A 25,198-nucleotide genomic window follows, 5' to 3' on the forward strand; every position below is an offset into this window, starting at 1 on the left:
ATGCCGTCCACTTCAGCCTCTGCACCGCCAGCGCCATTTCTCAGCGACGACCACGCCTATGAGGCGCTGAAGTCGCATGACCTGCGCTTTGATGGCAAGTTGTTTGTCGGTGTCACCAGCACAGGCATCTACTGCCGCCCCATCTGCCGGGTCAAGCTGCCCCAACAGCGCAATTGCCGCTTCTTTGGCAATGCGGCCCTGGCCGAGCAGGCGGGCTTTCGCCCCTGTTTGCGCTGCCGGCCTGAGCTGGCCCCCGGCCTGGCGCTCAGCGACAGCGTGCGCTCCCTCGCCCACGCGGGGGCGCACTGGATGGCCCAGCAGATTGCCCATGGCCAGCCCACCAGCGTGCCGGCGTTGGCGGCTCATTTAGGGGTGAGCGAGCGGCATGTGCGGCGCATCTTTGACGAGGTGCATGGTGTGAGCCCCCTGGCCTGGGCCACCACCCAGCGCTTGCTGTGGGCCAAACGCCTGTTGACCGACACCCGCCTGAGCATGGCGGAGGTGGCACGGTCCAGCGGCTTTGGCAGCGTGAGGCGCTTCAATGCGGCCCTAGCAGAACACTACCACCTGACGCCCAGTGCGATACGGAGGCGCGAGCGCCCTGCCCCGGATGCGGGAGGCGCCAGCCTCTCCGGCGCGGCGCTGCTGCGCCTGCCCTGGCGAGCGCCCTATGACGCGGACGCCATGCAATCCTTCTTGGCCGCCCGGCCCTTGGCCGGTGTGGAGGCCTGGGCCGAGGGGCGCTGGTGGCGCACCTTGCGCCTGCAGGCGGCGGGCAAAACCCATGTTGGTTGGTTGGCCCTGAGTTTTGATGTCGCGCGGGGTGAATGCAGCGCCGAGGTCTCGGCCTCCTTGGCACCAGCGCTGGGTCAGGTGGCACAAATGCTGCGGCACTTGCTGGACTTGGACACTGACACGCATGCCATAGACGCTGCGCTGAACCAAGCGCCCCTGCGGCCCCTGCCCGGGCTGCGCATCCCCGGCTGTGTGGACGGCTTTGAGACGACCGTGCGCATCATCTTGGGCCAACAGATCACCGTGGCCGCAGCCTGCACCTTGACGGCGCGGCTGGTGGCGCGCTGGGGCGACACGGTGGAGACGCCGCTCGCAGGCCTCAACAAGCTCTTTCCCAGCCCCGCCGCGCTGCTGGCGGCCTCGTCAGAGGAGATGGGCGCACTGGGAGTGATCCGCACCCGCACCACCGCCATCAAGGCCTTGGCAGAGGCCGTGTTGAGCCAGCAGTTGGTCTTGGCGCCCGGCCAGCCTTTGGCCCCCACCCTGACGGCCCTCAAAACTTTGCCGGGCATTGGTGAGTGGACAGCGCAGTTGGTGGCGCTGAGGGTGCTGGCCTGGCCCGATGCTTTTCCGGCCAGTGATGCGGGCGTCCTGAAAGCCCTGGGCAGCATCAAGCCCCCCGAGGCCCTGGCGCAAGCCAAGGCCTGGCAGCCTTGGCGCGGCTATGCCACGCTGCGCCTCTGGCATGGCCTGACGATGCCCCCTTTAGAAAGTGAATCGCCATGACACACCCTCGTGCCTGGATCGCCCAGAGCGAAGCTCAGACGCCCCTCGGTCGCTTGAATCTGGTGGCCACAGCCCAGGGCTTGGCCGGTGCTTGGTTTGAAGGCCAAGCGCGTCACCCTGGCGCGTTGGACCTGCCTCAGCAGCCGGACTGGCCTGTCTTTCAAGCCGCCCGTCAAGCCCTTAACGATTATTTTGAGGCACCGAAGACGAGCACATTCACGGTTGCGATGGACCCGCAAGGGTCGCCCTTCCAACACCGGGTCTGGCAGCAGTTGTTGCGCCTCTCTCCCGGGCAGACCACCCACTACGGCGCCATTGCGCAGGCGCTGGGCAAGCCGCAAGCCTCGCGCGCGGTGGGCGCAGCCGTGGGCCGCAACCCCTTAAGCATCTTCATCCCCTGCCACCGCGTGGTGGGCCGAGACGGCAGCTTGACGGGCTATGCCGGCGGCTTGGACCGTAAGCGGGCCTTGTTGAGCGCCGAAGGCGCGCAAGCGGTCGAGCAGGGGCAGCAATCTCTGTTAGCGTGGGGCTCATGAAGACACGTGACCTCTTAGAGCTGATTGTTCTGGCCGCCATTTGGGGCGGCTCGTTTTTGTTCATGCGCCTGGGCGCTGCAGAGTTTGGCGCGGTGGCCTTGGCCGGCTTGCGGGTCATCGGCGCCTCACTGTGTTTGCTGCCGCTGCTGTGGTGGCAGGGGCACGGGGGAGCGCTGCGCGAGCATTGGCGGCCGATTGCCTTGGTGGGCCTGACCAACTCTGCCCTGCCCTTTGTGGGCTTCGCAGTCGCCGCGACGCTGATCCCGGGCGGCATGTCCGGCATCTTGAATGCGACCGCGCCGCTGTGGGGCGCTTTGATTGGCTATGTCTGGCTGAAGGACCGCCTCGACCGCTGGCGTGTGTTGGGTTTGGCGCTTGGTTTTGCGGGTGTGTTGTGGCTGGCGGGCCGCAAGGTGAACCTGCCGGGCGGGATGGATATGGGCACGCTCTGGGCCATCCTGGCCTGCTTGGGCGCCACCTTGCTCTATGGCTTCTCTGCCAACTTCACCAAGCGCTATTTGGTGGGTGTGCCGCCGATGGCTTTGGCAGCGGGCAGCCAGTTGAGCGCCTCATTGGCCCTGGGCCTGCCCATGCTGTGGGCGTGGCCGGCCACGCCCCCCAGCCCCTCAGCCTGGTGGTCGGTGCTGGCTTTGGCCGTGGTGTGCACGGGCTTGGCCTATTTGTTGTTCTTCCGCTTGATCAGCCACGTGGGAGCCACCAAGGCCATCAGTGTGACCTTCTTAATCCCAGCTTTCGCGATGCTGTGGGGCGCGCTCTGGATGAACGAGCCCGTCACCGGCACCATGCTCAGCGCCTGTGCACTGATTTTGCTCGGCACCAGCCTGGTGACAGGCTTGTGGCAGCCGGGCCGGCGTGAAGCCGCCTGATCAGGCTTCGGCGGTTTCGCTCAAGCGCAGCCACTGCGACTGCATTTCCTCGCAGACCTGGGCTGCGTCCAGGCTGGCGGGGCCGGCATAGAGTGCGGCCACGGGCTCTGGGTCTTGGGCCGTCATGCAGGCATCGGCCACAGCGCCCAGGCACAGCAGGGCCTTGATGGGCAAGGGGCGTGTTTGCCAACGCTCCTTGGGCAAGGGGCGGTCGCGCACAAAGTCCGCCACATCGGCAGCCAAGCCCCAAGCCCGGCACAGCGCGGAGCCGAGCACGGCATGGTCTAAGCCGAATGCTGACATTTCGGCGGTGGCGCGTTGCGCTGGCGTGACCTGCGGCCCCATGGTCTGGCTCAAGGACGCGTAGGCCTCTGGCTTGTGGGCCATCAAGACGGCTTGGCCCACCTGTGCAAAGAGACCCGCGGATTGAGCACGCCAGGCATGGACATTCAAGGACTTGGCCACCCGGCCCATCAGCAGACCGCGCAGGCGCGCCGCCTCCCAGAGTTGGGTGATGGCGGGCGTGGCTGGGAATTTGTCGCGCAGGCCCGCTTCCAAGGTGATGGCGGCGACATCGCGCAATCCTAAGAGCATCACCGCTTCTGCCACGGTCTCCACCCGGCGCAAAACCCCGAACATCGCGGAGTTCACGGTGCGCACCACCGCCGCGGCCAAGGCCATGTCGGTTTCTATGACGGTGGCCAAGGATTGAACGCTGACGTCGTCCAAGGCCATCAAGGACGCAACCTCCATCAAGGCCCGCGGGCTGGCTGGGAGTTGAACATCTAAGGTTCGCAAAGAGGGGTCGACCGACATGACGCGCCTTGGGGAACTGCGGTGGAAGTGGCCCCATTCTGCGCCCAGCCTTGGCGCCTGAGGCGCAGAATCAAGGGGCGGGCCCCGGCTAGTTTCGGTGATGCGTTGCACCAAGCAAAAACGCCTGCCGGGCGAAGCCAAGCAGGCGTTTGAATGTGTGGCGGAGTGGACGGGACTCGAACCCGCGACCCCCGGCGTGACAGGCCGGTATTCTAACCAACTGAACTACCACTCCGCAGTGGCGTCCCCTAGGGGATTCGAACCCCTGTTACAACCGTGAAAGGGTCGTGTCCTAGGCCTCTAGACGAAGGGGACAAAACAGGCGCACAGCCGCCTGCCTATATTCGAGCAAGCTCGAATTAAAAACGCCTGCAGGATATTCACCGAGCAGGCGTTTGCTGTTCTTTGGCGGAGTGGACGGGACTCGAACCCGCGACCCCCGGCGTGACAGGCCGGTATTCTAACCAACTGAACTACCACTCCGCAGTGGTGCTGAATTTCGGATTATCACTCAACAATCCCAGGCTTCAACCGCCTGTGCCATTTAATCTCGACTTGCACCGAGAATATTTGGCGTCCCCTAGGGGATTCGAACCCCTGTTACAACCGTGAAAGGGTCGTGTCCTAGGCCTCTAGACGAAGGGGACTTTATCCTTCACTACCCGAACGGCGCCACCGTTTGATTGGTGGAGGTAAGCGGGATCGAACCGCTGACCTCTTGCATGCCATGCAAGCGCTCTCCCAGCTGAGCTATACCCCCATATCACTTTTCAACTTGGCTGCAGCATTTGCTGCCTCCTTGCTGATTCGCGATGCCGTTCAAGCAAGACCAAGAGTATAGACCGCTTTTTATGAGTTTTGCAAGAGGGCCACAATTTTTTCTTGAGAAAAGAGGGCCAGCACCGCGTCGACCGAGGGCGTCTGTGCCCGGCCGCAGACCGCCACCCGCACAGGAATGGCCAACTGCGGCATCTTCAAGCCCAGCTCTGTGCAGGTTTGCTTGATCGTGGCATTGATGGCTGGCGCCTCCCAGGCCACGGTGGCCAGCTTCTGGCCCAACACGGCCAAGGCTGCGCGGGCGGCGTCAGTGAGGTGCTGAGCACGATCTGCGTCGCTGGGCACGGCGGGCACAAAGAACATGGCCAGCCAGTCGGCCAACTCCACCGTCGTGCTGCAGCGGTCTTTGAACAAGGCGCAGGCGCGGGCCAGGTGCGCGTCCGCTGCCTCGCCGTCAGGCACCGCAATGCCTTTGCGTTGCAGTTGCTGGCGCACCAAGGCAGCCAGACGGGCGTCGTCGGCTTGCTTCAGGTACTGGGCATTCACCCAAGCCAGTTTGGCCGGGTCCCACTGGGCCGGGCTTTTATTCAGGTGAGTGCCGTCGAACCAGTTCACCAATTGCTCGCGGCTGAACAGCTCATCATCGCCATGGCTCCAGCCCAGACGGGCCAGGTAGTTGTTCATGGCTTCGGGCAGGTAGCCCGCTTCGTCGTAGTTGGACACCGCCACCGCACCGCGTCGCTTGGAGAGCTTTTGGCCGTCGTCGCCCAAGATCACCGGCAAGTGACCAAACTGGGGCAGCGCAGCACCCAGCGCACGGTAGATATTGATCTGCCAAGGCGTGTTGTTGATGTGCTCATCGCCGCGGAACACATGGCTGATCGCCATGTCCCAATCGTCCACCACCACCGCAAAGTTGTAGGTGGGCACACCGTCGGCACGCTGGATGATCAAGTCATCGATTTCGGTGTTACTGATGCTGATGGGGCCTTTGACCAGGTCGTCCCAGGTCACCACGCCGTCCACGGGGTTGGCAAAGCGGATCACCGGCTGAACGCCCTCGGGCACTGCAGGCAGCACCTTGCCTGCGGCCGGGCGCCACGTGCCGTCGTAACGCCGTTTCTCGCCCCGCGCTTCTTGGGCAGCCTTCATGGCTTCCAGGTCCTGCGGGCTGCAGTAGCACCGATAGGCGGTGCCTGCGGCCAGCATCTGGTCGATCACGGCCTGATAGCGGTCCAGGCGCTGCATCTGGTAGATCGGGCCTTCGTCATAGTCCAGGCCCAGCCACTTCATGGATTCCAGAATCTGATCGACGGAATCTTGGGTGGAACGAGCCACATCGGTGTCTTCGATGCGCAGCACGAACTGGCCGCCGTGGTGGCGCGCATAAGCCCAGCTATAGAGTGCTGTGCGGGCCGTGCCCAGGTGCAAAAAGCCCGTCGGAGACGGGGCAATACGAGTGCGAATGGTCATTGGGATCTCAAAGTGCTCAGACCGCGTTGCAGGTCGTCGGTGATGTCATCCACGTGCTCCAGGCCTACGGCCAAGCGGATCAGGCCTTCGCCAATGCCAGCGGCTTGGCGCTGGGCCGGGGTCAAGCGGCCGTGGGAGGTGGTGGCGGGATGGGTGATGATGGACTTGGTGTCGCCCAAATTGGTGGCCACGCTCAGCACCTGGGTGCTGTTGATGACATGGAAGGCTGCCGCCTTGGCGGCCTCGGGCGCGTCGCCTCGCAGGTCAAAGGACACCACAGCGCCGCCGACGCCCGACTGCTGGCGCATGGCCAACTCATGTTGCGGGTGAGACGCCAAACCGGGGTAGTAGACGCGGGCCACATCGGGCTGCGCCTCCAGCCAGCGCGCCACGGCCAAGGCATTGGCACTCTGGGCGGCCATGCGCAGGTTCAAGGTCTCCAGGCCCTTGATCAGCACCCACGCGTTAAAGGGTGACAGCGTCATGCCCGCCGAGCGCACCACCGGGCCAAAAACGTCTTGGATCAGGCGCTTGGAGCCGCACACGGCCCCGGCCATGACCCGGCCTTGGCCGTCCAGGAACTTGGTGCCCGAGTACAGGCTGAGATCAGCGCCCAGGCTCAAGGGCCGCTGCAGCACCGAGGTGCAGAAGGTGTTGTCCACCACCAGCACGGCGCCTGCGCCACGGGCCACCTCGGCCAGAGCAGCAATGTCGCAGACATCAGTCAGGGGGTTGGTGGGTGTCTCCGCAAACAAGAGCTTGGTGCTGGGCTTGACTGCCTCGCGCCAGGCCTGCACATCCGTCTGCGCCACAAAGGTGGTCTCGACGCCAAACTTGCCGAACTCCTTGGCGAACAAGCTGATGGTCGAGCCAAACACCGAACGCGAGCAGATCACATGGTCACCGGCCTTGAGCAAGCCCATGATGATCATCAGGATGGCGCTCATGCCGGTGGCGGTGGCCACTGCGGCTTCGGCCCCTTCCATGGCGGCCAAGCGAGCCTCCAGCGTGCGCACCGTCGGGTTGCTGGTGCGGCTGTAGGTGAAGTCCTCCATGTCGGCGAAGCGCCGCGCCGAGGTCTCCGCGTCAGGCTGCACATAGGCACTGGTCAAGAACAGCGCTTCGGAATTCTCCCCATGCTGGCTGGACGCCAGGGCCGTGCGCACGGCCAGGGTTTCGGGCCTCAGGCCCGCCGGCAATTGCGCCCGCGCGATACGGCGCGCTTCATCGTCCTGGCTCATCTCAGGCGCCCTCTTGGCCGGATTGCAAGGCCAGGCGGGTGCGATCTGCGCCCTCCTCGTCTTGCGGCTGGCTGGCACGCTGCGCCTTGATGGCTGCAAAGTCCGCCAAGCTCACATCGCCCGTGATGTAGCTGCCGTCGAAGCACGAGGCCTCAAAGCCCTGCAAGGCCGGGTTGAGGGCTTTGACCACCCGCTTCATCGCGTCCACATCTTGGTAGATCAGTGCGTCGGCGCCGATGTAGGCACGGATCTCTTCCAGGCTGCGGTCATGGGCAATCAGCTCTTCTTGCGTGGGCATGTCGATGCCATAAACGTTCGGGTACTTCACCGGTGGCGCGGCCGAGGCCATATAGACCTTGCGAGCGCCCGCCTCGCGGGCCATCTGAACGATTTCTTTGGAGGTGGTGCCGCGCACGATGGAGTCATCCACCAGCAGCACATTGCGGCCCTTGAACTCCACGCCAATGGCATTGAGCTTCTGGCGCACGCTCTTCTTGCGCACGCTCTGACCCGGCATGATGAAGGTGCGGCCGACATAGCGGTTCTTCACAAAGCCTTCGCGGTAAGGCTTGCCGATCTTGTGGGCCAGTTGCATGGCGCTGGGGCGGCTGGACTCCGGGATGGGGATGACCACGTCGATGTCGCTGGGCGGCATGGTGGAGATCAGGCGCTGGGCCAAGGTCTCACCCATGTTCAAGCGTGCTTGGTAGACAGAAATGCCGTCAATCACCGAATCGGGGCGGGCCAGGTAGACGAACTCAAACATGCAGGGTGCCAACATGGGCGACTCGGCACACTGCTGGGCATGGAACTGACCTTGCATGTCAATGAAAATGGCCTCGCCAGGCGCGACATCGCGCACAAACTTGTGCCCTGTGCCTTCCAGGGCCACGGACTCGCTGGCCACCATGACCTCACCGCTGGTGTTGGCCACGCCGAAGCACAGCGGACGGATGCCATAGGGGTCACGGAAGGCCAACAAGCCATAGCCCGCAATCAGGGCCACCACCGCATAAGAGCCCTTGATGCGCTTGTGCACCGCTGCCACAGCCTTGAAGATGCCCTCCGGGCTGAGCGGCAGGTCACGAGCGACTTGCTCAATCTCGTGCGCCAAGATGTTGATCAAGACCTCGGTGTCGCTCTCGGTGTTGATGTGGCGTCGATCGATGTCAAACAACTCAGCCTTCAGCGCATGCGCGTTGGTGAGGTTGCCGTTGTGCACCAGCACGATGCCAAAGGGCGCGTTCACATAAAAAGGCTGCGCCTCTTCTTCGCTGTAGGCATTGCCAGCGGTCGGGTAGCGCACTTGGCCCAGGCCCACGGTGCCAGGCAAGGCCCGCATATTGCGGGTGCGGAAAACATCGCGCACCATGCCGCGAGCCTTGTGCATAAAGCACTTGGTGCCTTGCATGGTGACGATGCCTGCTGCATCTTGGCCGCGGTGCTGCAAGAGCAAGAGCGCGTCATAAATGAGCTGGTTGACGGGCTGCGGAGAGATCACGCCGACGATGCCGCACATGGGGAAATTCCGTTTCTAAAGGGAGAACACACAATCAGAACAAAGAAGGTGCACCCGGCACCTCCAACTTTTCAGGCAACCATGCCTTGAGGCCGGGCCACTGAGGAAAAAGCGGTTGAAGCTGGCGGACCCATTCCGTCAGGGTGTTGGCCACCCACGAGGCCTTCCAGACGTCCGTCTTGGCCAGAGGTGTCCACAGCACCAAGGTGGTGAGCACCAGGGCGATGAGTACGCCGCGCAGCAAACCAAAGACCGCCCCGAAGAAACGATCCGGCAGCGACAGCGGTGTGGCAGCCACCAAGAGGCGCGCCAGCCGAGCCAGCAAGCCGCAGGCCAAGAGCGTGGCGGTGAAGACGAGGCCATACGCGCCCATGGCACGCCAAATCGAGTCCGCCGCGCCCCAGGGCAGTTGAGCCGCCGCCCAGCCGCTGAAAGACTGCGCCGCCCACCAAGCGGCCAGCCAGCCCAGCAAGGACAGCACCTCAAACACCAAACCGCGCCACAAGCCCATCAGCACGGACAGCAGCAAGCCCGCGAGCACCGCCCAGTCCAAGCTCGTCAACGGGGGCAGTGCCTCCTGCATCTCTGAGGCCTTCAGAGGAGCAGCACAGCCGCTTGCATGCCACTGGACTTGATGCGCGTGGCGATCTTGTCCGCCTCAGCCTTGGTCGGATAGGGGCCCACACGGACACGAATGCGGCGGCCTGTGTCCGACTCAATCACCTGCGTGTAGGTTTTATAGCCCATGCTTTCGAGCTTCTGGCGAGCATCTCGCGCGGCCTGCACTTCCAGATAAGCGCCCACCTGGACCACAAAACGGCCATTGTCGGCCGCCGCCTCTGTCGGCTTGGGTGCTGGCTTGGTCTCGGTCGGCTTTGGCACGGGCTTGGGCTCTGGCTTGGTCTCCGCTGGTTTGGGTGCGGGTTTGGGCTCAGGCTTGGCCTCGGGCTTGACTTCTGGCTTGGGGGCGGGCTTGGGCTCAGGCTTGGTTTCCGGCTTCGGCACCGGCTTTGGTTCCGGCTTGGCCTCACTGGCGCGGTTGGCCACGGCGGGTGCAGAGGCCACAGGCTGGACACGCGGCGTGGCCGGCGCGGAGGCCGCTCTAGTGGCCGGGCCGGCGGCGGGCTCCAGCACCGGGGCACGCACCACATCGGAGCGGGCAGACGCCGTGCGACTGGCCGGCGTCACCAGGGGCGCAGCCGATTCTCGCGAGGGAATATCAATGGGAATATCGACTGGAATGGGCCGGGGCTGGGTTTCGAACAGCAGCGGGAAGCCCACAATGCCCACGCCCAAGAGCAGCGCCGCACCGATGAGTCGGCGGCGGGCACTGACGCGCGCCACACGAACGACTTCCGCAGGGTCAGCCCCCTGCGAGGACGCGGGGCTAGAGGAAGTGTTGAAGCCGAATTTGGAGAGGAATCCCATGCGTGGCAGCGTGCGTTTGGGGCTTACACCGCAAGTGTCCAGGCCGAGCAATCAGCCTTGCCACCCACACGGACCAGCGAGCCTTTCAACAAGACCCGCTGAAGGCCGCCAAACCGCCTGCAAAGCTGACATGTGCTTGCAACGCGACTGCAGCTCAGGCCTGATGTGGGGCACTGAGCCGTGGCAGGCCCTTCTCCAGCACGCCGCCCACGGTATAGAACGAGCCGAAGACCACGATTCTATCAGCCGGGTCTGAGGCCAAGAGCGCGGCATAGAGGGCATCGGAGGGGTTTGGGTGGGTGCTCACCCACTGTGGCGCGGGGGTTAGGCCACGCACCAAGGCTGCCAAGTCATCGGCCTGGGCAGCGCGCGCCAGCGGCAGGTCGCTCAGGTACCAGCCGTCCACCAAGGGCGCGATGCGGGCGAGCACGCCCGCCAAGTCTTTGTCGTGCATGGCCCCGAACACGGCCCGGGTGCGCGGGAAGAAGCCCATTTGATCCAAATTCAGCGCCAAGGCCGAGACGCTTTGCGGGTTGTGGGCCACGTCCAAGACCATGGCCGGCTGACCGGGCACGATCTGGAAACGCCCGGGCAGATCCACGGTGGCCAGGCCCAAGCGCACCGCCTGAGCTGTCAGCGGCAGGCGATCCCGCAGCGCCTCCAAGGCCGCAATGGCGCCGGCTGCGTTGAGCAACTGGTTAGCCCCCCGCAAGGCTGGGTAGGCCAGGCTGTGATAGCGGCGGCCACGGCCACTCCAGGCCCATTGCTGGCGGTCGCCGGCTTGGTTGAAGTCGCGCCCGACCAGCCACAGATCAGCGCCCAGGCCTTCAGCCGCCGCCACCACGCTGGCAGGCGGCACGGGGTCGGCCACGATGGCCGGACGGCCGGCTCGCAGAATGCCCGCCTTCTCGCGCCCAATGCTCTCTCGGTCGGGGCCCAAGTACTCCACATGGTCCAGGTCGATGGTGGTGATCACCGCCACGTCCGCGTCAAAAATGTTGACGGCATCCAAGCGCCCGCCCAAGCCCACCTCCAAGATCACCAAGTCCGGTGCTTCGGCAATGAGGCGGCTGACGATGGCCAAAAAGGTGAACTCGAAGTAGGACAGCACCGTGTCGCCTCGGGCCGCTTCGACCCGCGCGAAGTGCTCAGCCAAGCTGTCGCCCGACACCATCTCGCCATTGACCCGGCAGCGCTCTTCAAAGTGCACCAAATGCGGCTTTGAGAACAGGCCGACCTTGTAGCCCGCTGCGCGAGCCATGCTGTCGAGCATGGCGCAGGTCGAGCCCTTGCCATTGGTGCCCGCCACACTGATGACGGGGCAGTCAAAGCGCAAGCCCATGCGGTCCTTGACAGCCCGCACCCGCTCCAGCGTGAAATTGACTTTGTCGCGGGTCAGCTCCATCGACACCGCGTGCGCCTTTTCGGCATGGGCCAGCCAGTCGGCCAAGGTGGTCGGCATGTTGTGCTTCTCAAGTAAAAACGCCCCAACTCATGGCTGGGGCGTGGGCTCGCCAAAGGGCGCGGTTCAGCGAGGATTCAGTGGGCTCAGTCTCAGGCGACCGCGTCGGCCGACTGGCGCTGCAGCATCGCCAATTGACGGGCAATGCTCTCGCGCAGTTGGCGGCGGTCGAGAATCATGTCGACCGCGCCCTTGGTGATCAAGAACTCGGCGCGCTGGAAGCCTTCGGGCAGCTTTTCGCGCACGGTGTTTTCGATCACGCGCGGCCCCGCAAATCCGACCAGCGCCTTGGGCTCGGCAATCACCACATCGCCCACAAAAGCAAAGCTGGCCGACACGCCGCCCATGGTGGGGTCGGTCAGCACACTGATGTAGGGCAGCTTGGCTTTGGCCAAGCGGGTCAATGCGGCATTGGTCTTGGCCATCTGCAGCAGGCTGAACAAGCCCTCTTGCATGCGGGCGCCGCCCGAGGCGGTGAAGCAAATAAAGGGCACCTTTTGCTCGACCGCAGTCTCGACGCCACGCACAAAGCGCTCGCCGACCACCGAGCCCATGGAGCCGCCCATAAAGTCGAACTCAAAGCAAGCGGCCACCACCGGCACGCTCATCACGGCACCACCCATGACCACCATGGCGTCGGTTTCGCCGGTGGATTCGAGCGCGCCCTTGAGGCGCTCGGGGTACTTCTTGCTGTCCTTGAACTTCAGCGCATCGACCGGCAAGACCTCTTGGCCAATTTCGTAGCGCCCTTCGGCGTCCAAGAAGGCATTCAGACGCGCCCGCGCACCGATGCGGTGGTGGTGGTCGCACTTGGGGCAGACGTTGAGGTTTTCTTCGAGGTCGGTCTTGTAGAGCACCGACTCACAGGAGGGGCATTTGATCCACAAGCCCTCGGGCACCGAGCGGCGGTCAGCCGGGTCGGTGTGCTGAATCTTCGGGGGCAGTAGTTTTTCCAGCCAACTCATGGATCAAGCTCCTTCTCTGTGCGTCAGTCACAGCGCTGTCATTCACAGCGCGTCTAATGCGGTGCGGATCTCCGCCATGAATTGACGGGCCGCTGGGGCCGCATTGTCGCGCGTTTGGGTCTCCAGAATCTGGATCAGGCGCGAGCCTATCACCACCCCGTCGGACACCCGGCCCACGGCCGAGGCCGATGCGGCGTCGCGAATGCCAAAGCCTACACCCACTGGCACCTTGACGTGCTGGCGGATTTTGGGGATGGCTTGGGCCACCGCATCAGTATCCAAGGCACCCGAGCCCGTCACGCCCTTGAGCGAGACGTAGTAGACATAGCCCGTCGCAATCTCGCCGACTTGACGCATGCGAGCCTCGGTGGAGGTAGGCGCCAAGAGGAAGATCAGGTCCATGTGCTGGGCCTGCAGTTGGGCCGCAAACTCCACACACTCCTCAGGGGGATAGTCAACAATGAGCACACCGTCGACACCGGCCGCAGCGGCGTCGCGCACAAAGGCGCCGGCGCCGTGTTGGCCGTCGTAGCGCTCCACCGGGTTGGCATAGCCCATCAGCACCACCGGCGTGCTGGCATTGGTCTGGCGGAACTCACGCACCATGCCCAGCACCTGGGCCATGCCGACGCCACGTGCGAGTGCGCGTTCAGCGGATTTTTGGATCACTGGACCGTCGGCCATAGGGTCTGAGAAGGGCACGCCCAGCTCGATCACGTCGGCCCCGCCAGCCGCCAGCGCGTGCATGATCTCAACGGTCGCATCGCCAAAAGGGTCGCCCGCGCAGACGTAAGGGATCAAGGCTTTGCGCTGCTGCGCCGCCAATGCGGCGAAAGTGGCTTGAATCCGGCTCATGCTGACGCTCCCTTCAGGGCTTGAAGGCTCACGGCATGCTCGGCACCGCCCTTGACCGACTGGCCTTTGCACGAGGGGCGGCAGAAGAACTCTGCCTGAGACAGGTCGGCCACCGTGCCGATGTCCTTGTCGCCACGGCCCGACAAATTGACCAACAACTGCTGATCGGGGCGCATGGTGGCGGCGAGCTTCATCGCATAAGCCACGGCATGGCTGGACTCCAGCGCGGGGATGATGCCCTCGGTGCGGCACAGCCGGTGGAAGGCGGCCAGGGCTTCGTCGTCGGTGATGCCCACGTATTCAGCCCGGCCGATGTCGTTCAAATAGGCATGTTCTGGGCCGACGCCGGGGTAGTCCAGGCCCGCTGACACCGAATGGGTCTCGATGATTTGGCCGTTGGCGTCTTGCAGCAAATAGGTGCGGTTGCCATGCAGCACGCCAGGCGAGCCGGCAGAGATGCTGGCGGCATGCTTGCCACTGTCCAGCCCCAAGCCTGCGGCTTCCACGCCGATCAGCCGAACGCCTTCGTGCGGGATGTAGGGGTAGAAAATGCCCATGGCATTGCTGCCGCCGCCCACGCAGGCAATGACGGCGTCGGGCTGGCGCCCGGTCATCTCGGGCATTTGCACCAGGCACTCATCACCGATCACGCGCTGGAAGTCACGCACCATGGCCGGATAAGGGGCGGGCCCGGCCACCGTGCCGATGATGTAGAAGGTGTTCTCGACGTTGGTGACCCAGTCACGCAAGGCCTCGTTGAGCGCGTCTTTGAGGGTCTTGCTGCCGCTCTCTACCGGCACCACGGTGGCGCCCAGCAGGTGCATGCGGTAGACATTGGGGCTTTGGCGCTTCACGTCCTCCGCCCCCATGTAGACGATGCATTCCAAGCCATAACGGGCGCAGATGGTGGCGGTGGCCACGCCATGCTGGCCGGCGCCGGTCTCGGCAATGACGCGCGGCTTGCCCATGCGCTTGGCCAGCAAAGCTTGGCCAATGGTGTTGTTGACCTTGTGCGCGCCGGTGTGGTTCAGGTCTTCGCGCTTCAGGAAGATTTGCGCGCCGCCGATCTCGCGGCTCAGGCGCTCGGCGTGATAGATGGGGCTGGGCCGCCCCACAAAGTGCGCCAATTCCTTCTTGAACTCGGCCACAAAGGCCGGGTCGTTGCGGTAGTGCGCGTAGGCGGCTTTCAGCTCGTCGAGCGCATGCACCAAGGTTTCAGAGACAAAGCTTCCGCCATAGCGGCCAAAGTGGCCCGAAGCATCGGGCTGGTCATAAGCAAACATCGTTCAATCCTGTCAGGGGGATGGGGGCGTGCAGGCGAGTCGTTCATCGGCCTCGCGCACAGCCTCACAAAACTCGCGCATCAGGCCGGCATCCTTGATGCCTTTGGCCTGCTCTACGCCAGTGCTCACGTCAACGGCCCAGGGCCGGACGCGCGTGATCCCATCGATCACGTTTGCAGGATTCAACCCACCAGATAAAACGAGGGGACAACCCACGTTTGCGGGAATGAGCGACCAATCGAACACCTTTCCAGCGCCACCATAGCCCTCGACATGGGCATCTAGGAGCAGGCCTTGGGCCTGGGGGTAGCGAGAGGCGAAGTCTAGCAAATCAAACCCAGGCCCCATGCGGGCGGCCCGCAGGTATGGGCGCGCTGCTGCTGCGCAGTCTTCTGGCGACTCGTCGCCATGAAACTGCAGCAGCGCGTGGGGGACCGCGTGCACACCTTGCGCCACCTCGCTCGCCGTGGCGTTGACGAAGAGCAGCACCGGCGTCACAAAAGGTGGCAGGCGCTGGGCCAAGGCGGCGGCACGGTCTGGCGTGACGGCCCGCGCGCTCTTGGCGTACAGCACAAAGCCAAGGGCGTCTGCCCCCGCTGCGACGGCGGCATCGACATCGACCTCGCGGGTCAGGCCGCAAATCTTGATTCGGGTCATGGCAACCAGTCCATGGCCGGGGTGTGTTCCGGCAGTTGAAGGTGAGCGTCGTAGCTCGGGCCCATGAAGTAGAGGCCATCGGCTGCAAACGTGGGCGCCGCCGCATCACGCGAGCGCGCCGCCAGCACCTCGGCCATCCACTCAGGGGGGCGGCTGCCGGTGCCCACAGCCACCAAGCAGCCCATGATGTTGCGCACCATGTGATGGAGGAAGGCAACGCCCGCCACATCAAAGCGCCAGTAGGCACCCCGGTGGGTGATGCTGATGGCATCCAGGCGCTTCACGGGGGACAAGGCCTGACAGTCGATGGAGCGGAACGATGAAAAGTCGTGCTCGCCGATCAGATGGGCGGCGGCGGCGCGCATGGCCTCGCCGTCCAAGGGCTTGAACACCCAGCCGCAGGCATGGCGCTCCAGCGCGGGGCGCACCGGTGATTCCAGCAGCAGATAGGCATAGCGGCGCCGGCGCGCCCAGTTGCGGGCATGGAAGTCTGGCGGCACGACCCGAGCCCATTGCACCGCAATGTCGGGGGGCAAATAGCGGTTAGTCCCCCGCACCCAAGAAAACAGCTCGCGCTGCAAGGGCGTGTCCAGATGCACCACTTGGTTCAAGCCGTGCACGCCGGTGTCAGTGCGGCCTGCGCACAGCGTGCTGACGGGCATGGCCGCAAAGGCGCTCAAGGCCTTTTCCAAATGGTCTTGCACCGTGCGGCCACTGGGCTGGCTTTGCCAGCCGTGATAGGCCTCGCCGCGATAGGCGACGCCCAAGGCCAGTCGCGTGGTGGCGGTGGCGGCAGATGCAGAAAAGACAGCAGCCGGGGCGGGGCCCGGCTGCGAGGGGAGAGAGGGCGCCGCCGGTTCAGTGTCCGGCGGCCTCACAGAGGCGTCAGCCAAGCTCGCCCAACATGGTTTGTGCCCGAGCCTTCATCGGGCCGCTGGCCTGGGCAATGACCTCGTCCAGCAAGTCCTTGGCGCCTTCGATGTCGCCAATGCGGCGGAACTCATCCGCCAGCTCGAGCTTGCGGGCCAGAGGATCGTCGGCGTCGTCGCTTTCACTGACCTCAGGCGCCTGGGGCGCATCAGGCAGCTGCGACGGCGTCGCTCCAGCGTCTTCCTTGACCGGGTCGAGATCCAGGGAGATGTCGCCAAAGTCGAAACCACTGTCCGGCGCAGGCGACACCGAAGCGGGGGCGTCCGGCAACTCCAGCGACAGGTCCAGATCGGGCAAATCACTTGGCTTGGTGTCGGCCACGGGTGCGGGTGCCGGCTTGCTGGCCGCCGTGTCCAAACCCAACATCATGTCCGGGTCGGCAGGGCGAGTGGCCTCCAAGCCAGTGTTCTCGGGTGGCGTATCCAGATCGATGTCCAGATCGATGTCCATGTCATCGGACAAACGCGCCGCAGGCTCTTCGGCGGCGGGCATGAAGTCCGTCGCGGGCTGCGTCGGCGGCGAATCTCTCAAGTCGCCCAGAGGCTCCATGGAGGTGTCGAGGTCGACCGAGCCGCCGCCGTCGTGTCCATACAAGGGGTTGCCAGGATCGATACCGCGGCCCATCTCTTGCGCCTTGGGCCAATCGTCGCCCGACTCACCGATCGCATCACGCAACAAGAGCGCTTGCGACTCAAAGCCCGCCACGTCAGCGCGCTTGGCATAGACCTCCAAGAGCTTGAGGCGAATCGCCGAGCGGTTCGGGTCGGTGCGCAGCGCTTCCTTGAGGATTTCCTCGGCTTGGAGGTCGCGGCCATAGGCCAGATACACATCGGCTTCAGCCACCGGATCCACATCACCAATGGCATCCAACTGGCTGAGCGAATAGCTCAGCGAGGAAGACGCCGCACTGTTGGCGCCGTCGCGCGTGTCGACGCGCTGCCCGCCAGAGACACCGAAGAAGGAGTCGGGCTGGAGTTTGCTCTCCAAGAAGGAGGTTTCACTGCCCTCTTGCGAGCGGCGACGCAGACGCATCAAGCCCAAGCCCGCCAACAAGGCGACCACGCCCACCGCGCCAGGCAGTACGTAGTCATTGTTGGTGAGGGACTCCAAGAAGGTGGGTTCAGACACGCCAGACGGCGCGGCGGGCGCGGCAGCCACTGCAGTCGATGAAGCCGCAGAAGCCGGTGCGACGGGTGCTGAGGCCACCACCGGCGCTGGCGGCACCGACACACTGGGCACCGAGGCCGCTGAGGCCGGCGACGCCACCACCGCAGGCGCAGACGCGACGGGCTCAGGCTTGGGCGCCACAGGCGCAGACGCTGGAGCGGACGCCGCCACCGTCGGCTTCGTCGGCGCTGGTGCGGGTGCAGAAGCCACAGGCGTGACCGGCGGCATGACCGGCGCGTTGGGCTTGGCATTAGGCACCGGAATGCCCGGCGGAACCGACGTCACGGGGGGCTGCGACGGTGCGGCCACCGGTGCAGCCGGCGACGTGGGCTTGGTCGTGTTCGAGGCCACCGGCGTGGCGGGCTTTTCAGAGAGCTTCTTGAGCTCATCCACGTTGCGAGCCAATTCGGCCATGCGGGCTGCAGCAGCCTTGCGCTCGGCTTCTTTCGAGATCTTGGCCTCAGCCGCCGAGGCAGCCACATTGCCCCGTGACAGGGTCAGCTTGTCGGGCGTGGCAGGCGCGGAGGCGACCTTGCGGTCCTCGACGGCCGCTTCGACCTTGCCCTTGGCTTGACGCGGGGACTCCTTGACCGGCACCGACGGCACCGACTGCGCCAGCTGTTGGCGGAAGGCAGCGAAATCAGCGCTGTGCGCTTGGATCACTTTGCGCGCTTCGGGCGCGCTGACCTCATTGGCCGCCGCCGCGTCCGGCACGTTCAACACCACGCCAGACTTCAGCCGGTTCATGTTGTTGCCCATGAAGGCCTGCGGGTTGCCTCGGTAGAGCGACACCAACATTTGATCCAGAGACACGCCCGATTGGGCATGACGGGCGGCAATCGACGACAGGGTGTCGCCCTGCTTGACCTTGTAGTTGTCGGCCGAGGCGGAGGGCGGCGCCACCGCATCTGTCTCTTTGGCGACGGGCTGTGGCTTGGGTTCAGGCTTGGCCTTGGCCTTGCCGACTGCCTTGGGGGCGGGCGCCTCTGCCGGCTCGGCCGCCACGACCGCAGCTGGTGCTGGGGCACGACTGGGCGAGGAGGCGACAGGCGGCAGCGGCGTAGCGACCACAGGCGCTGCAGACAGCGCAGGGGACGTCAGCACTGGCGCAGGCGTTTCGCTGACGCGGGTGGGGGGATCGATCAGCAAGGTGTAGGAGCGCTGCAGCTTGCCGCCGTTCCAGGCGAAGTCCAACACCATGTCCACAAAGGGCTCGGACATGGACCGATCGCCGCTGATGCGGATCACCGAGCGACCGTCTGCCTTTTTACCCAAAGAGACTTTGGCCCCGGCCAAGGCCGCGTTGAAATCAACACCGGCGGCACGGAATGCGTCTGGGGAGGCCAAACTGGCGCGCAGGGAGGCGGCTTCGTCCGGCGTGATGCTGGTGATGTCCACTTCGGCGCGCAAGGGTTCACCCAGCGACGATTGGACCGAAAGCCTGCCGAGGCTCAGCGCCGAGGCCCCCGAATGAACGAGCAGCATGGCCACAGCAGCCACTGCCGAAAGCGTAGGCCTATTGGCCAGGAACAAGGGGTGTTTCAAGGCGTCTCCCAAACGCGACCGGCGAGGCTGATCATCCGACATGGAGATTCAGACTCGCCAACAACGGTCTTCCACGCAAACTGGCCCTTACCCTCGGGCCAGCATGCAAAGAAAACACCATAGCATCAAGCATATAGCCTGCCAAGCTCATGCTTCACATGATCTGGCGAGGAGCGGTCACTGTGCGCAGTGCTCACCAGCGCCCTGTTGTCCTTGGACAACGGGGCGCTAAGGCTTGCCAGGATTGGAATTTCAAGCGTCGAGCAGGATGCGCAACATGCGGCGCAGCGGCTCGGCGGCCCCCCAAAGCAATTGGTCACCAATCGTAAATGCGCCCACATACTCCGGGCCCATGGCCAGTTTGCGGATGCGGCCGACCGGAATGGTCATGGTGCCGGTCACGGCCACGGGGGTCAGATCTTTGATCGTCGCCTCGCGGGTATTGGGGACGACCTTGGCCCAGGGGTTGTCGGCCGCGATCATGGCTTCAATGTCTGCCACCGGCACGTCCTTCTTGAGCTTGAAGGTCAGGGCCTGGCTGTGGCAGCGCATGGCCCCCACGCGCACGCAGAAGCCATCGACCGGGATGGGCGCGGAGCCGAAGCCCTCGCCCAGCCCTAAGATCTTGTTGGTTTCGGCCATGCCCTTCCACTCTTCCTTGGACTGACCATTGCCCAGGTCTTTGTCGATCCAAGGAATCAGCGAGCCACCCAGCGGCACGCCAAAGTTGGCGGTTTCTTCGGCAGACAGGCTGCGCTGCTTGGCGATGACTTGGCGGTCGATCTCCAAAATGGCGCTCTTGGGGTCGTCCAGCAAGGCCCGCACCGACGCATTCAGGGTGCCGTACTGTGTCAGCAGCTCGCGCATGTGCTGAGCACCGCCGCCCGACGCCGCTTGGTAGGTTTGGGTGGACATCCACTCCACGAGGCCAGCCTTGTACAAGGCGCCCACGCCCATCAGCATGCAGCTGACAGTGCAGTTGCCGCCCACCCAGTTCTTGCCGCCGGCGGTCAGTGCATTCTTGATGACCGGCATATTGACCGGGTCGAGAATGATGACGGCGTCCTTCTCCATGCGCAGGGTCGACGCGGCGTCGATCCAGTGGCCATTCCAGCCTTCGGCGCGCAGCTTGGGGAAGACGGCGGTGGTGTAGTCGCCACCTTGCGCGGTGATGATGATGTCGCAGCGCTTCAGCGCGCTGATGTCATACGCGTCTTGCAGCGTGGTTTCGTTCTTCGCCATGGCCGGAGCCTTGCCGCCCGAGTTGGACGTGGAGAAGAACAGGGGTTCGATGAGATCGAAGTCGCCTTCAGCGACCATGCGATCCATCAAGACAGAGCCGACCATGCCGCGCCAGCCGACCAAACCTACGAGAGCCATTTTCAGATTCCTTGAAAATTCCCAGACCCTCTCTTCCCCGGCTCGTATCGCCGGGTCCAGGGGTTGGGGCGAGACGACACCGAGCGATCAGCTCTTGGTGGTTTTGGTAATGATGGTTTTACCGGTGATGGCCGCAACCACGGCATCACCCATCTCGCGCGTGCTCACCTTCTGGGTGCCGTCGCTCCAAATGTCGGCGGTGCGCAAGCCCGCAGACAGCACAGCACGAACCGCCGACTCGATACGGTCGGCAGCTTCAGGCTGTTGGAGTGAGAAACGGAGCATCATGGCAGCAGACAGTATTGTAGCCAGTGGGTTTGCAATACCCTTACCAGCGATGTCGGGCGCGCTGCCGTGGCTGGGCTCATACAAACCCTGGTTCTGGGCGTTCAGCGAGGCCGAGGGCAGCATGCCGATGGAGCCGGTCAACATGGCGGCTTCGTCCGAGAGGATGTCGCCGAACATATTGCCGGTGAACACCACATCGAACTTCTTGGGCGCGCGCACCAGTTGCATGGCCGCGTTGTCCACGTACATGTGCTCCAGCTCGACATCGGGGTACTCTTTGTGGACCTCGGTGACCACGTCCTTCCAGAACTGGAAAGTCTCCAGCACATTGGCCTTGTCGACGCTGGTGACCTTCTTGCTGCGCTTGCGCGCCGCTTGGAAGGCCACATGGGCAATGCGCTCGATCTCCGGGCGGCTGTAGCGCATGGTGTCAAACGCTTCTTCAGCACCAGGGAAGTGGCCGTCGGTGGCAATACGGCGCCCGCGCGGCTGCCCAAAGTAGATGTCACCCGTCAGCTCGCGGATGATGAGAATGTCCAAGCCTGCCACCAGCTCCGGCTTGAGGCTGGACGCATGGGTCAATTGCTCGTAGCACAGGGCTGGGCGGAAGTTGGCAAACAAGCCCAATTCCTTGCGCAAGCCCAAAATCGCCTGCTCGGGGCGCAGGCGGCGCTCCAGCGTGTCGTACTTCCAGTCGCCCACCGCACCGAAGAGGATGGCGTCGGCCGCCTTGGCCAGCGCCAGCGTGCTCTCAGGCAGCGGGTGGCCGTGAGCCTCGTAGGCGGCACCACCCACCTTGGCCTCTTCCATCTCAAACGGCAGGTCCAGCACGTTCAGCACGCGCACGGCCTCGGCCACGATCTCGGTTCCGATGCCGTCACCCGGCAGCACTGCAATCTTCATCGCCATGACTTAAATCTCTTGAAAAGTGTTTATCCGACCAGACGCGTCGCGAGCCAAGGCATCTTGGCCAAGCGCTCGGCCTCAAAGGCCTTGATCTTGTCGGCATGGCGCAGCGTCAGGCCGATGTCGTCAAAACCGTTGACAAGGCAGTACTTGCGGAAAGCCTGCACCTCGAAGGGCAGCTCCGTGCCATCGGCTTTGATCACCACCTGCCGCGGCAGATCGATCGTCAACTGATAGCCCGGAAAGGCATGCACCTCGTCGAACAAGGCCGCGACTTGCGACTCAGACAGCGCAATCGGCAGCACGCCGTTCTTGAAGCAGTTGTTGAAAAAGATGTCGGCGAAGCTGGGCGCAATGATGGCGCGAAAGCCATATTGCTCCAGCGCCCAAGGCGCATGCTCGCGGCTGGAGCCGCAGCCAAAGTTGTTGCGTGCCAAGAGCACGCTGGCCCCTTGGTAGCGCGGCTGGTTCAACACGAAGTCGGGGTTGGGCTTGCGGCTTGCCGGGTCTTGCCCGGGCTCACCCGCATCCAGATAACGCCATTCGTCGAACAGATTGGGGCCAAAGCCCGTCCGCTTGATCGACTTCAGGAATTGCTTGGGAATGATGGCGTCGGTGTCGACGTTCTCACGGTCCATCGGGGCCACCAGGCCCTTGTGCAGGGTGAATGCTTGCATGGTCTTACTTCTTCTTGGCGGCGCCTTCCAGCGACTCACCAGCTTTTTGAATGTCTTTGCCCAGGCCTTCCATGGTGTTGCAGCCGGCCAGCGCCGTCAGCACCAAGATCAAGATCAATGCAGTGAAGGTGCGCATGAAAAGACTCCTTGATCAACGGAAAGAGGCCCTGTTCAGGCCACGCGACGAACGTCTACAAAGTGACCGGCCATGGCCGCTGCAGCCGCCATCGCCGGGCTCACCAGATGGGTGCGCCCCCCCGCGCCCTGGCGGCCTTCAAAGTTGCGGTTGCTGGTGGAGGCACAGCGCTCGCCCGGCTCCAGTCGGTCCGCGTTCATGGCCAAGCACATGCTGCAGCCCGGCTCGCGCCACTCGAACCCCGCGGCCTTGAAGACCTTGTCCAGGCCTTCGGCCTCGGCCTGCGCCTTGACCAGACCCGAGCCGGGCACCACCAGCGCCAGCTTGACGTTGGCGGCAATGCGGCCGCCCACGCGCTTGACCACCTCGGCGGCCTCGCGCATGTCTTCAATGCGGCTGTTGGTGCAAGAGCCGATAAAGACCTTATCGATGCGCACATCGGCCAAGGCCTTGTTGGGCTCCAGCGCCATGTACTGCAGCGCGCGCTCGATGGCACCGCGCTTGACCGCATCCTTTTCTTTGTCGGGGTCCGGCACCCGGTCTTCGATGGACAGCACCATCTCCGGGCTGGTGCCCCAGGTGACTTGCGGCTTGATCTGAGCGGCATCCAACTCCACCACCTTGTCGAAGAACGCGCCTTCGTCCGAGTGCAGGGTGCGCCAGTAGGCCAAGGCCTGCTCCAGCTCTACGCCGGTGGGGCTGAAAGGGCGGCCTTGCACATAGCGCAGTGTGGTTTCGTCCACTGCCACCAAGCCCGCGCGGGCACCGGCCTCGATGGCCATATTGCAGACCGTCATGCGGCCTTCCATGCTCAGCGCGCGAATGGCGGCGCCAGCGAATTCAATGGTGTAGCCCGTGCCGCCGGCGGTGCCGATCTTGCCAATGATGGCCAGCACGATGTCCTTGGCGCCCACGCCCTTGGCGACCTGGCCCTCGACCTTGACGAGCATGTTCTTGGCCTTCTTGGCCAGCAGGGTCTGGGTCGCGAGCACATGCTCGACCTCAGAAGTGCCGATGCCGTGGGCCAGCGCACCAAAAGCACCGTGGGTGGAGGTATGGCTGTCGCCGCAAACCACCGTCATGCCCGGCAGCGTGGCGCCTTGTTCGGGGCCGATGACGTGAACAATGCCTTGGCGCACATCGTTCATCTTGAACTGGGTCACGCCATGGCGGTCGCAGTTTGCATCCAGCGTGTCCACTTGCAGCTTGGAGATGGGGTCTGCAATGCCTTGGCTGCGGTCGGTGGTGGGCACGTTGTGGTCGCTGACGGCCAAGTTGGCCGACAGGCGCCAGATCTTGCGCCCCGCCATCTCCAGCCCTTCAAACGCCTGCGGGCTGGTGACTTCGTGCACCAGGTGGCGGTCGATGTAGAGCGTGGCAGTGCCGTCTTCTTCAGTGTGGACGACGTGCTCGTCCCACAGCTTGTCGTAAAGGGTGCGTGCGGTCATGGCGGAATTGGTCTTGCGGTGATCGGGGTGGGCAGCCCAGGCACAAGGCTGGTGCCGCCCGACCCCGGATTGTCGGCCTTTTCAACGAACGCGCGGCCGCCTCCTGTGAAGGAGGCAGCCGAGGTGATGGCATGGCCGATGGATGCGATGCGCCTGCAGTCCTGACCTTCCGCACGCCACTCAAGGCCGCTGTGGTCAAGCGCTCAAGGGTGGTGGGTATTGGGGGCCGGTAAGCCCGGAACCACATGCCCATCGCAGAACGAATGATGCGCGAAGGCTACCCACAGCGCACACGGGGATTGTGAAGCAAGGCTTCGCCAATCACGAAGCCTGAGTGCTCCCGGCCGACAGCAAGGCCTCTACAAAGCGCTGCACCACGGCGGGCAGCGACAGTTGCTGCAGTGCGCGCTCGGCTTCGGCGCGCGCCGCAGCACCCTCCCCTTGCGCCACATCGCGTGCCGCAATCAGGTAGCGCCGGCTGGCCCAAGGCTCGTCCAGGGGCAACACGTCAATGGCAAACAGGCTGGCAAAGCGGCGCGCCACGGCTTCCGGCAGCACGGCCACGCCCAAGCCTGCACCGACCAGCTGGGCGATGGCATCGAAACCGCGCACCTGCAGACGCGCATTCAGCGTGCGCCCGCGCTCCAAAGCGCGCTGCAACATCAACTCATGCACCGAGGCTCCGATGTGCAGACCCACCATGTCAAAGTCCAGCAAGGCCTCAAAGCTGACACCTGCCGTGCCCTGAAAGCTGCGCGCCAACACATGGCCCTTGGGCACCAAGGCGACCAGGCGACCGGCGCGATAGGGCCAAGTCAGCAAGTGCTTGTCGTGCAGCGGCGGAGCAAACACACCCACGTCCGCCCGGCCCTCGGCGACCGCGGTTTGCACTTCGGCGCTGGTCAGGTCTTCCAGGCTGATGCGGATCTGCGGATGGGCCCGGGCAAAGGCCGCCAGATCGCCCGGCAAGCATTCGGCAATCGCGCCCGCATTGGCCGCAATGCGCAAATGCCCCTTGATGCCGCGGCTGAACTCCATCACCTCGCTCTCCAGCGCGTGCAGTGAGGCATGGAGGCTGCGGATGTGACGCACCAAGGCGCGGCCGGCCTCGGTGGGCTCCACACCGCGGGCGCGGCGCTCAAACAGCTTCACCCCCAGTCGCGTCTCCAAGTCGCTCAAGCGCTTGGAGGCGGCCGCCAGGGCCAGATGCTCGCGCTCGGCCGCACGCGTGATGCTGCGCGACTCGGCAATGGCCAGCACAAGGTTGAGGGTCGTGAGGTCGTGGCGCATCTGGAAAAAAG

Annotated in this window: 22 protein-coding genes and 5 tRNA genes; 3 read left to right on the top strand and 24 right to left on the bottom strand. The window is 64.3% G+C overall.

The genetic code is table 11. From position 1 onward, the window contains the following. From KAK11_RS10760 to KAK11_RS10770, 3 genes are read left to right on the top strand one after another with little or no spacing between them, the layout of a single operon-like run. A complete protein-coding gene (locus KAK11_RS10760; protein WP_210809114.1) occupies nucleotides 1-1,521 on the top strand; it encodes an Ada metal-binding domain-containing protein in 1,521 nt (506 codons plus the stop codon). Continuing rightward, nucleotides 1,518-2,057 (top strand): methylated-DNA--[protein]-cysteine S-methyltransferase, encoded by a 540-nt coding sequence (locus tag KAK11_RS10765; protein WP_210809116.1) that lies wholly within the window; start codon nucleotides 1,518-1,520, stop codon nucleotides 2,055-2,057. The genes KAK11_RS10760 and KAK11_RS10765 overlap by 4 nt, the downstream gene beginning before the upstream one ends. After that, complete coding sequence (locus KAK11_RS10770; protein ID WP_210809117.1) at nucleotides 2,054-2,944, top strand: DMT family transporter; 891 nt, start codon at nucleotides 2,054-2,056, stop codon at nucleotides 2,942-2,944. Before KAK11_RS10765 ends, KAK11_RS10770 begins: the two co-directional genes overlap by 4 nt. Here the strand turns inward: KAK11_RS10770 and KAK11_RS10775 are convergent, their stop codons facing one another. The 24 genes from KAK11_RS10775 to KAK11_RS10890 form a co-directional block, all read right to left on the bottom strand. Continuing rightward, nucleotides 2,945-3,760 (bottom strand): HDOD domain-containing protein, encoded by an 816-nt coding sequence (locus KAK11_RS10775; RefSeq protein ID WP_210809119.1) that lies wholly within the window; start codon nucleotides 3,758-3,760, stop codon nucleotides 2,945-2,947. A gap of 158 nt (nucleotides 3,761-3,918) precedes the next feature. Then, a tRNA-Asp gene (locus tag KAK11_RS10780) sits at nucleotides 3,919-3,995 on the bottom strand. Nucleotides 3,996-3,999: 4 nt separating this feature from the next. Beyond that, a tRNA-Glu gene (locus tag KAK11_RS10785) sits at nucleotides 4,000-4,075 on the bottom strand. A gap of 91 nt (nucleotides 4,076-4,166) precedes the next feature. Next, nucleotides 4,167-4,243: transfer RNA gene (locus tag KAK11_RS10790), tRNA-Asp, on the bottom strand. Nucleotides 4,244-4,331: 88 nt separating this feature from the next. Then, a tRNA-Glu gene (locus tag KAK11_RS10795) sits at nucleotides 4,332-4,407 on the bottom strand. A gap of 37 nt (nucleotides 4,408-4,444) precedes the next feature. Beyond that, nucleotides 4,445-4,520 (bottom strand) — tRNA-Ala (locus tag KAK11_RS10800). A gap of 89 nt (nucleotides 4,521-4,609) precedes the next feature. Further along, on the bottom strand, nucleotides 4,610-6,010 hold the full coding sequence (gene gltX / locus KAK11_RS10805) for a glutamate--tRNA ligase (protein ID WP_210809120.1): 1,401 nt from the start codon (nucleotides 6,008-6,010) through the stop codon (nucleotides 4,610-4,612). Continuing rightward, the gene (locus tag KAK11_RS10810) at nucleotides 6,007-7,251 is read right to left on the bottom strand and encodes an O-succinylhomoserine sulfhydrylase (protein WP_210809122.1); all 1,245 of its coding nucleotides are present in this window, start codon (nucleotides 7,249-7,251) and stop codon (nucleotides 6,007-6,009) included. The genes gltX and KAK11_RS10810 overlap by 4 nt, the downstream gene beginning before the upstream one ends. A gap of 1 nt (nucleotide 7,252) precedes the next feature. Further along, entirely contained in the window at nucleotides 7,253-8,770 is a 1,518-nt protein-coding gene (purF, locus tag KAK11_RS10815; RefSeq protein WP_210809123.1) for an amidophosphoribosyltransferase, read from the bottom strand. Nucleotides 8,771-8,804: 34 nt separating this feature from the next. After that, nucleotides 8,805-9,332 carry a CvpA family protein gene (locus tag KAK11_RS10820; protein ID WP_246498820.1) on the bottom strand — a complete coding sequence of 176 codons (528 nt, stop codon included), beginning with the start codon at nucleotides 9,330-9,332 and terminating at the stop codon, nucleotides 8,805-8,807. A 32-nt stretch (nucleotides 9,333-9,364) separates the two neighbouring features. Beyond that, the gene (locus tag KAK11_RS10825) at nucleotides 9,365-10,198 is read right to left on the bottom strand and encodes an SPOR domain-containing protein (protein WP_210809126.1); all 834 of its coding nucleotides are present in this window, start codon (nucleotides 10,196-10,198) and stop codon (nucleotides 9,365-9,367) included. 154 nt (nucleotides 10,199-10,352) lie between these two features. Next, complete coding sequence (gene folC, locus KAK11_RS10830) at nucleotides 10,353-11,660, bottom strand: bifunctional tetrahydrofolate synthase/dihydrofolate synthase (protein WP_210809128.1); 1,308 nt, start codon at nucleotides 11,658-11,660, stop codon at nucleotides 10,353-10,355. A 92-nt stretch (nucleotides 11,661-11,752) separates the two neighbouring features. Further along, nucleotides 11,753-12,625 (bottom strand): acetyl-CoA carboxylase, carboxyltransferase subunit beta, encoded by an 873-nt coding sequence (gene accD, locus KAK11_RS10835; RefSeq protein ID WP_210809129.1) that lies wholly within the window; start codon nucleotides 12,623-12,625, stop codon nucleotides 11,753-11,755. Between the two features lie 42 nt (nucleotides 12,626-12,667). Continuing rightward, on the bottom strand, nucleotides 12,668-13,480 hold the full coding sequence (trpA, locus tag KAK11_RS10840; RefSeq protein WP_210809131.1) for a tryptophan synthase subunit alpha: 813 nt from the start codon (nucleotides 13,478-13,480) through the stop codon (nucleotides 12,668-12,670). Continuing rightward, nucleotides 13,477-14,763 carry a tryptophan synthase subunit beta gene (gene trpB / locus KAK11_RS10845; protein WP_210809132.1) on the bottom strand — a complete coding sequence of 429 codons (1,287 nt, stop codon included), beginning with the start codon at nucleotides 14,761-14,763 and terminating at the stop codon, nucleotides 13,477-13,479. Before trpB ends, trpA begins: the two co-directional genes overlap by 4 nt. Nucleotides 14,764-14,775: 12 nt before the next feature. Then, nucleotides 14,776-15,420 (bottom strand): phosphoribosylanthranilate isomerase, encoded by a 645-nt coding sequence (locus KAK11_RS10850; protein WP_210809134.1) that lies wholly within the window; start codon nucleotides 15,418-15,420, stop codon nucleotides 14,776-14,778. Beyond that, complete coding sequence (truA, locus tag KAK11_RS10855) at nucleotides 15,417-16,193, bottom strand: tRNA pseudouridine(38-40) synthase TruA (RefSeq protein ID WP_310737802.1); 777 nt, start codon at nucleotides 16,191-16,193, stop codon at nucleotides 15,417-15,419. Before truA ends, KAK11_RS10850 begins: the two co-directional genes overlap by 4 nt. 112 nt (nucleotides 16,194-16,305) lie before the next feature. Beyond that, entirely contained in the window at nucleotides 16,306-19,002 is a 2,697-nt protein-coding gene (locus KAK11_RS10860) for a motility hub landmark protein FimV (protein WP_246498822.1), read from the bottom strand. Nucleotides 19,003-19,314: 312 nt separating this feature from the next. Beyond that, entirely contained in the window at nucleotides 19,315-20,442 is a 1,128-nt protein-coding gene (asd, locus tag KAK11_RS10865; RefSeq protein ID WP_210809136.1) for an aspartate-semialdehyde dehydrogenase, read from the bottom strand. 87 nt (nucleotides 20,443-20,529) lie between these two features. Next, nucleotides 20,530-21,633 (bottom strand): 3-isopropylmalate dehydrogenase, encoded by a 1,104-nt coding sequence (leuB, locus tag KAK11_RS10870; protein ID WP_210809610.1) that lies wholly within the window; start codon nucleotides 21,631-21,633, stop codon nucleotides 20,530-20,532. A gap of 29 nt (nucleotides 21,634-21,662) precedes the next feature. Next, nucleotides 21,663-22,313 carry a 3-isopropylmalate dehydratase small subunit gene (gene leuD, locus KAK11_RS10875; protein WP_210809138.1) on the bottom strand — a complete coding sequence of 217 codons (651 nt, stop codon included), beginning with the start codon at nucleotides 22,311-22,313 and terminating at the stop codon, nucleotides 21,663-21,665. A 4-nt stretch (nucleotides 22,314-22,317) separates the two neighbouring features. Next, nucleotides 22,318-22,449, bottom strand: coding sequence for an entericidin A/B family lipoprotein (locus tag KAK11_RS10880; protein ID WP_210809139.1), 132 nt, complete (start codon nucleotides 22,447-22,449; stop codon nucleotides 22,318-22,320). 35 nt (nucleotides 22,450-22,484) lie between these two features. After that, nucleotides 22,485-23,897: a 3-isopropylmalate dehydratase large subunit gene (gene leuC, locus KAK11_RS10885; RefSeq protein ID WP_210809141.1), complete on the bottom strand. Its 1,413-nt coding sequence runs from the start codon at nucleotides 23,895-23,897 to the stop codon at nucleotides 22,485-22,487. A gap of 321 nt (nucleotides 23,898-24,218) precedes the next feature. Continuing rightward, nucleotides 24,219-25,187: a LysR family transcriptional regulator gene (locus KAK11_RS10890; protein ID WP_210809142.1), complete on the bottom strand. Its 969-nt coding sequence runs from the start codon at nucleotides 25,185-25,187 to the stop codon at nucleotides 24,219-24,221. Nucleotides 25,188-25,198 lie beyond the last annotated feature (11 nt).

Origin of the sequence: Ideonella paludis (genome assembly GCF_018069865.1) — a bacterium.
GTDB classification, from domain to species: domain Bacteria; phylum Pseudomonadota; class Gammaproteobacteria; order Burkholderiales; family Burkholderiaceae_C; genus Ideonella; species Ideonella paludis.

Excerpts from the sequence above, each read along its gene's own strand:
- KAK11_RS10890 (WP_210809142.1), bottom strand. The coding sequence starts at position 25,187 with ATGCGCCACGACCTCACGACCCTCAACCTTGTGCTGGCCATTGCCGAG.
- trpB (WP_210809132.1), bottom strand. The coding sequence starts at position 14,763 with ATGTTTGCTTATGACCAGCCCGATGCTTCGGGCCACTTTGGCCGCTAT.
- KAK11_RS10880 (WP_210809139.1), bottom strand. The coding sequence starts at position 22,449 with ATGCGCACCTTCACTGCATTGATCTTGATCTTGGTGCTGACGGCGCTG.
- accD (WP_210809129.1), bottom strand. The coding sequence starts at position 12,625 with ATGAGTTGGCTGGAAAAACTACTGCCCCCGAAGATTCAGCACACCGAC.
- KAK11_RS10770 (WP_210809117.1), top strand. The coding sequence starts at position 2,054 with ATGAAGACACGTGACCTCTTAGAGCTGATTGTTCTGGCCGCCATTTGG.
- KAK11_RS10810 (WP_210809122.1), bottom strand. The coding sequence starts at position 7,251 with ATGAGCCAGGACGATGAAGCGCGCCGTATCGCGCGGGCGCAATTGCCG.
- leuC (WP_210809141.1), bottom strand. The coding sequence starts at position 23,897 with ATGACCGCACGCACCCTTTACGACAAGCTGTGGGACGAGCACGTCGTC.
- KAK11_RS10765 (WP_210809116.1), top strand. The coding sequence starts at position 1,518 with ATGACACACCCTCGTGCCTGGATCGCCCAGAGCGAAGCTCAGACGCCC.
- gltX (WP_210809120.1), bottom strand. The coding sequence starts at position 6,010 with ATGACCATTCGCACTCGTATTGCCCCGTCTCCGACGGGCTTTTTGCAC.
- folC (WP_210809128.1), bottom strand. The coding sequence starts at position 11,660 with ATGCCGACCACCTTGGCCGACTGGCTGGCCCATGCCGAAAAGGCGCAC.
- KAK11_RS10775 (WP_210809119.1), bottom strand. The coding sequence starts at position 3,760 with ATGTCGGTCGACCCCTCTTTGCGAACCTTAGATGTTCAACTCCCAGCC.
- leuB (WP_210809610.1), bottom strand. The coding sequence starts at position 21,633 with ATGAAGATTGCAGTGCTGCCGGGTGACGGCATCGGAACCGAGATCGTG.
- KAK11_RS10825 (WP_210809126.1), bottom strand. The coding sequence starts at position 10,198 with ATGGGATTCCTCTCCAAATTCGGCTTCAACACTTCCTCTAGCCCCGCG.
- trpA (WP_210809131.1), bottom strand. The coding sequence starts at position 13,480 with ATGAGCCGGATTCAAGCCACTTTCGCCGCATTGGCGGCGCAGCAGCGC.
- asd (WP_210809136.1), bottom strand. The coding sequence starts at position 20,442 with ATGGCTCTCGTAGGTTTGGTCGGCTGGCGCGGCATGGTCGGCTCTGTC.
- KAK11_RS10850 (WP_210809134.1), bottom strand. The coding sequence starts at position 15,420 with ATGACCCGAATCAAGATTTGCGGCCTGACCCGCGAGGTCGATGTCGAT.
- KAK11_RS10760 (WP_210809114.1), top strand. The coding sequence starts at position 1 with ATGCCGTCCACTTCAGCCTCTGCACCGCCAGCGCCATTTCTCAGCGAC.
- KAK11_RS10860 (WP_246498822.1), bottom strand. The coding sequence starts at position 19,002 with ATGCTGCTCGTTCATTCGGGGGCCTCGGCGCTGAGCCTCGGCAGGCTT.
- purF (WP_210809123.1), bottom strand. The coding sequence starts at position 8,770 with ATGTGCGGCATCGTCGGCGTGATCTCTCCGCAGCCCGTCAACCAGCTC.
- leuD (WP_210809138.1), bottom strand. The coding sequence starts at position 22,313 with ATGCAAGCATTCACCCTGCACAAGGGCCTGGTGGCCCCGATGGACCGT.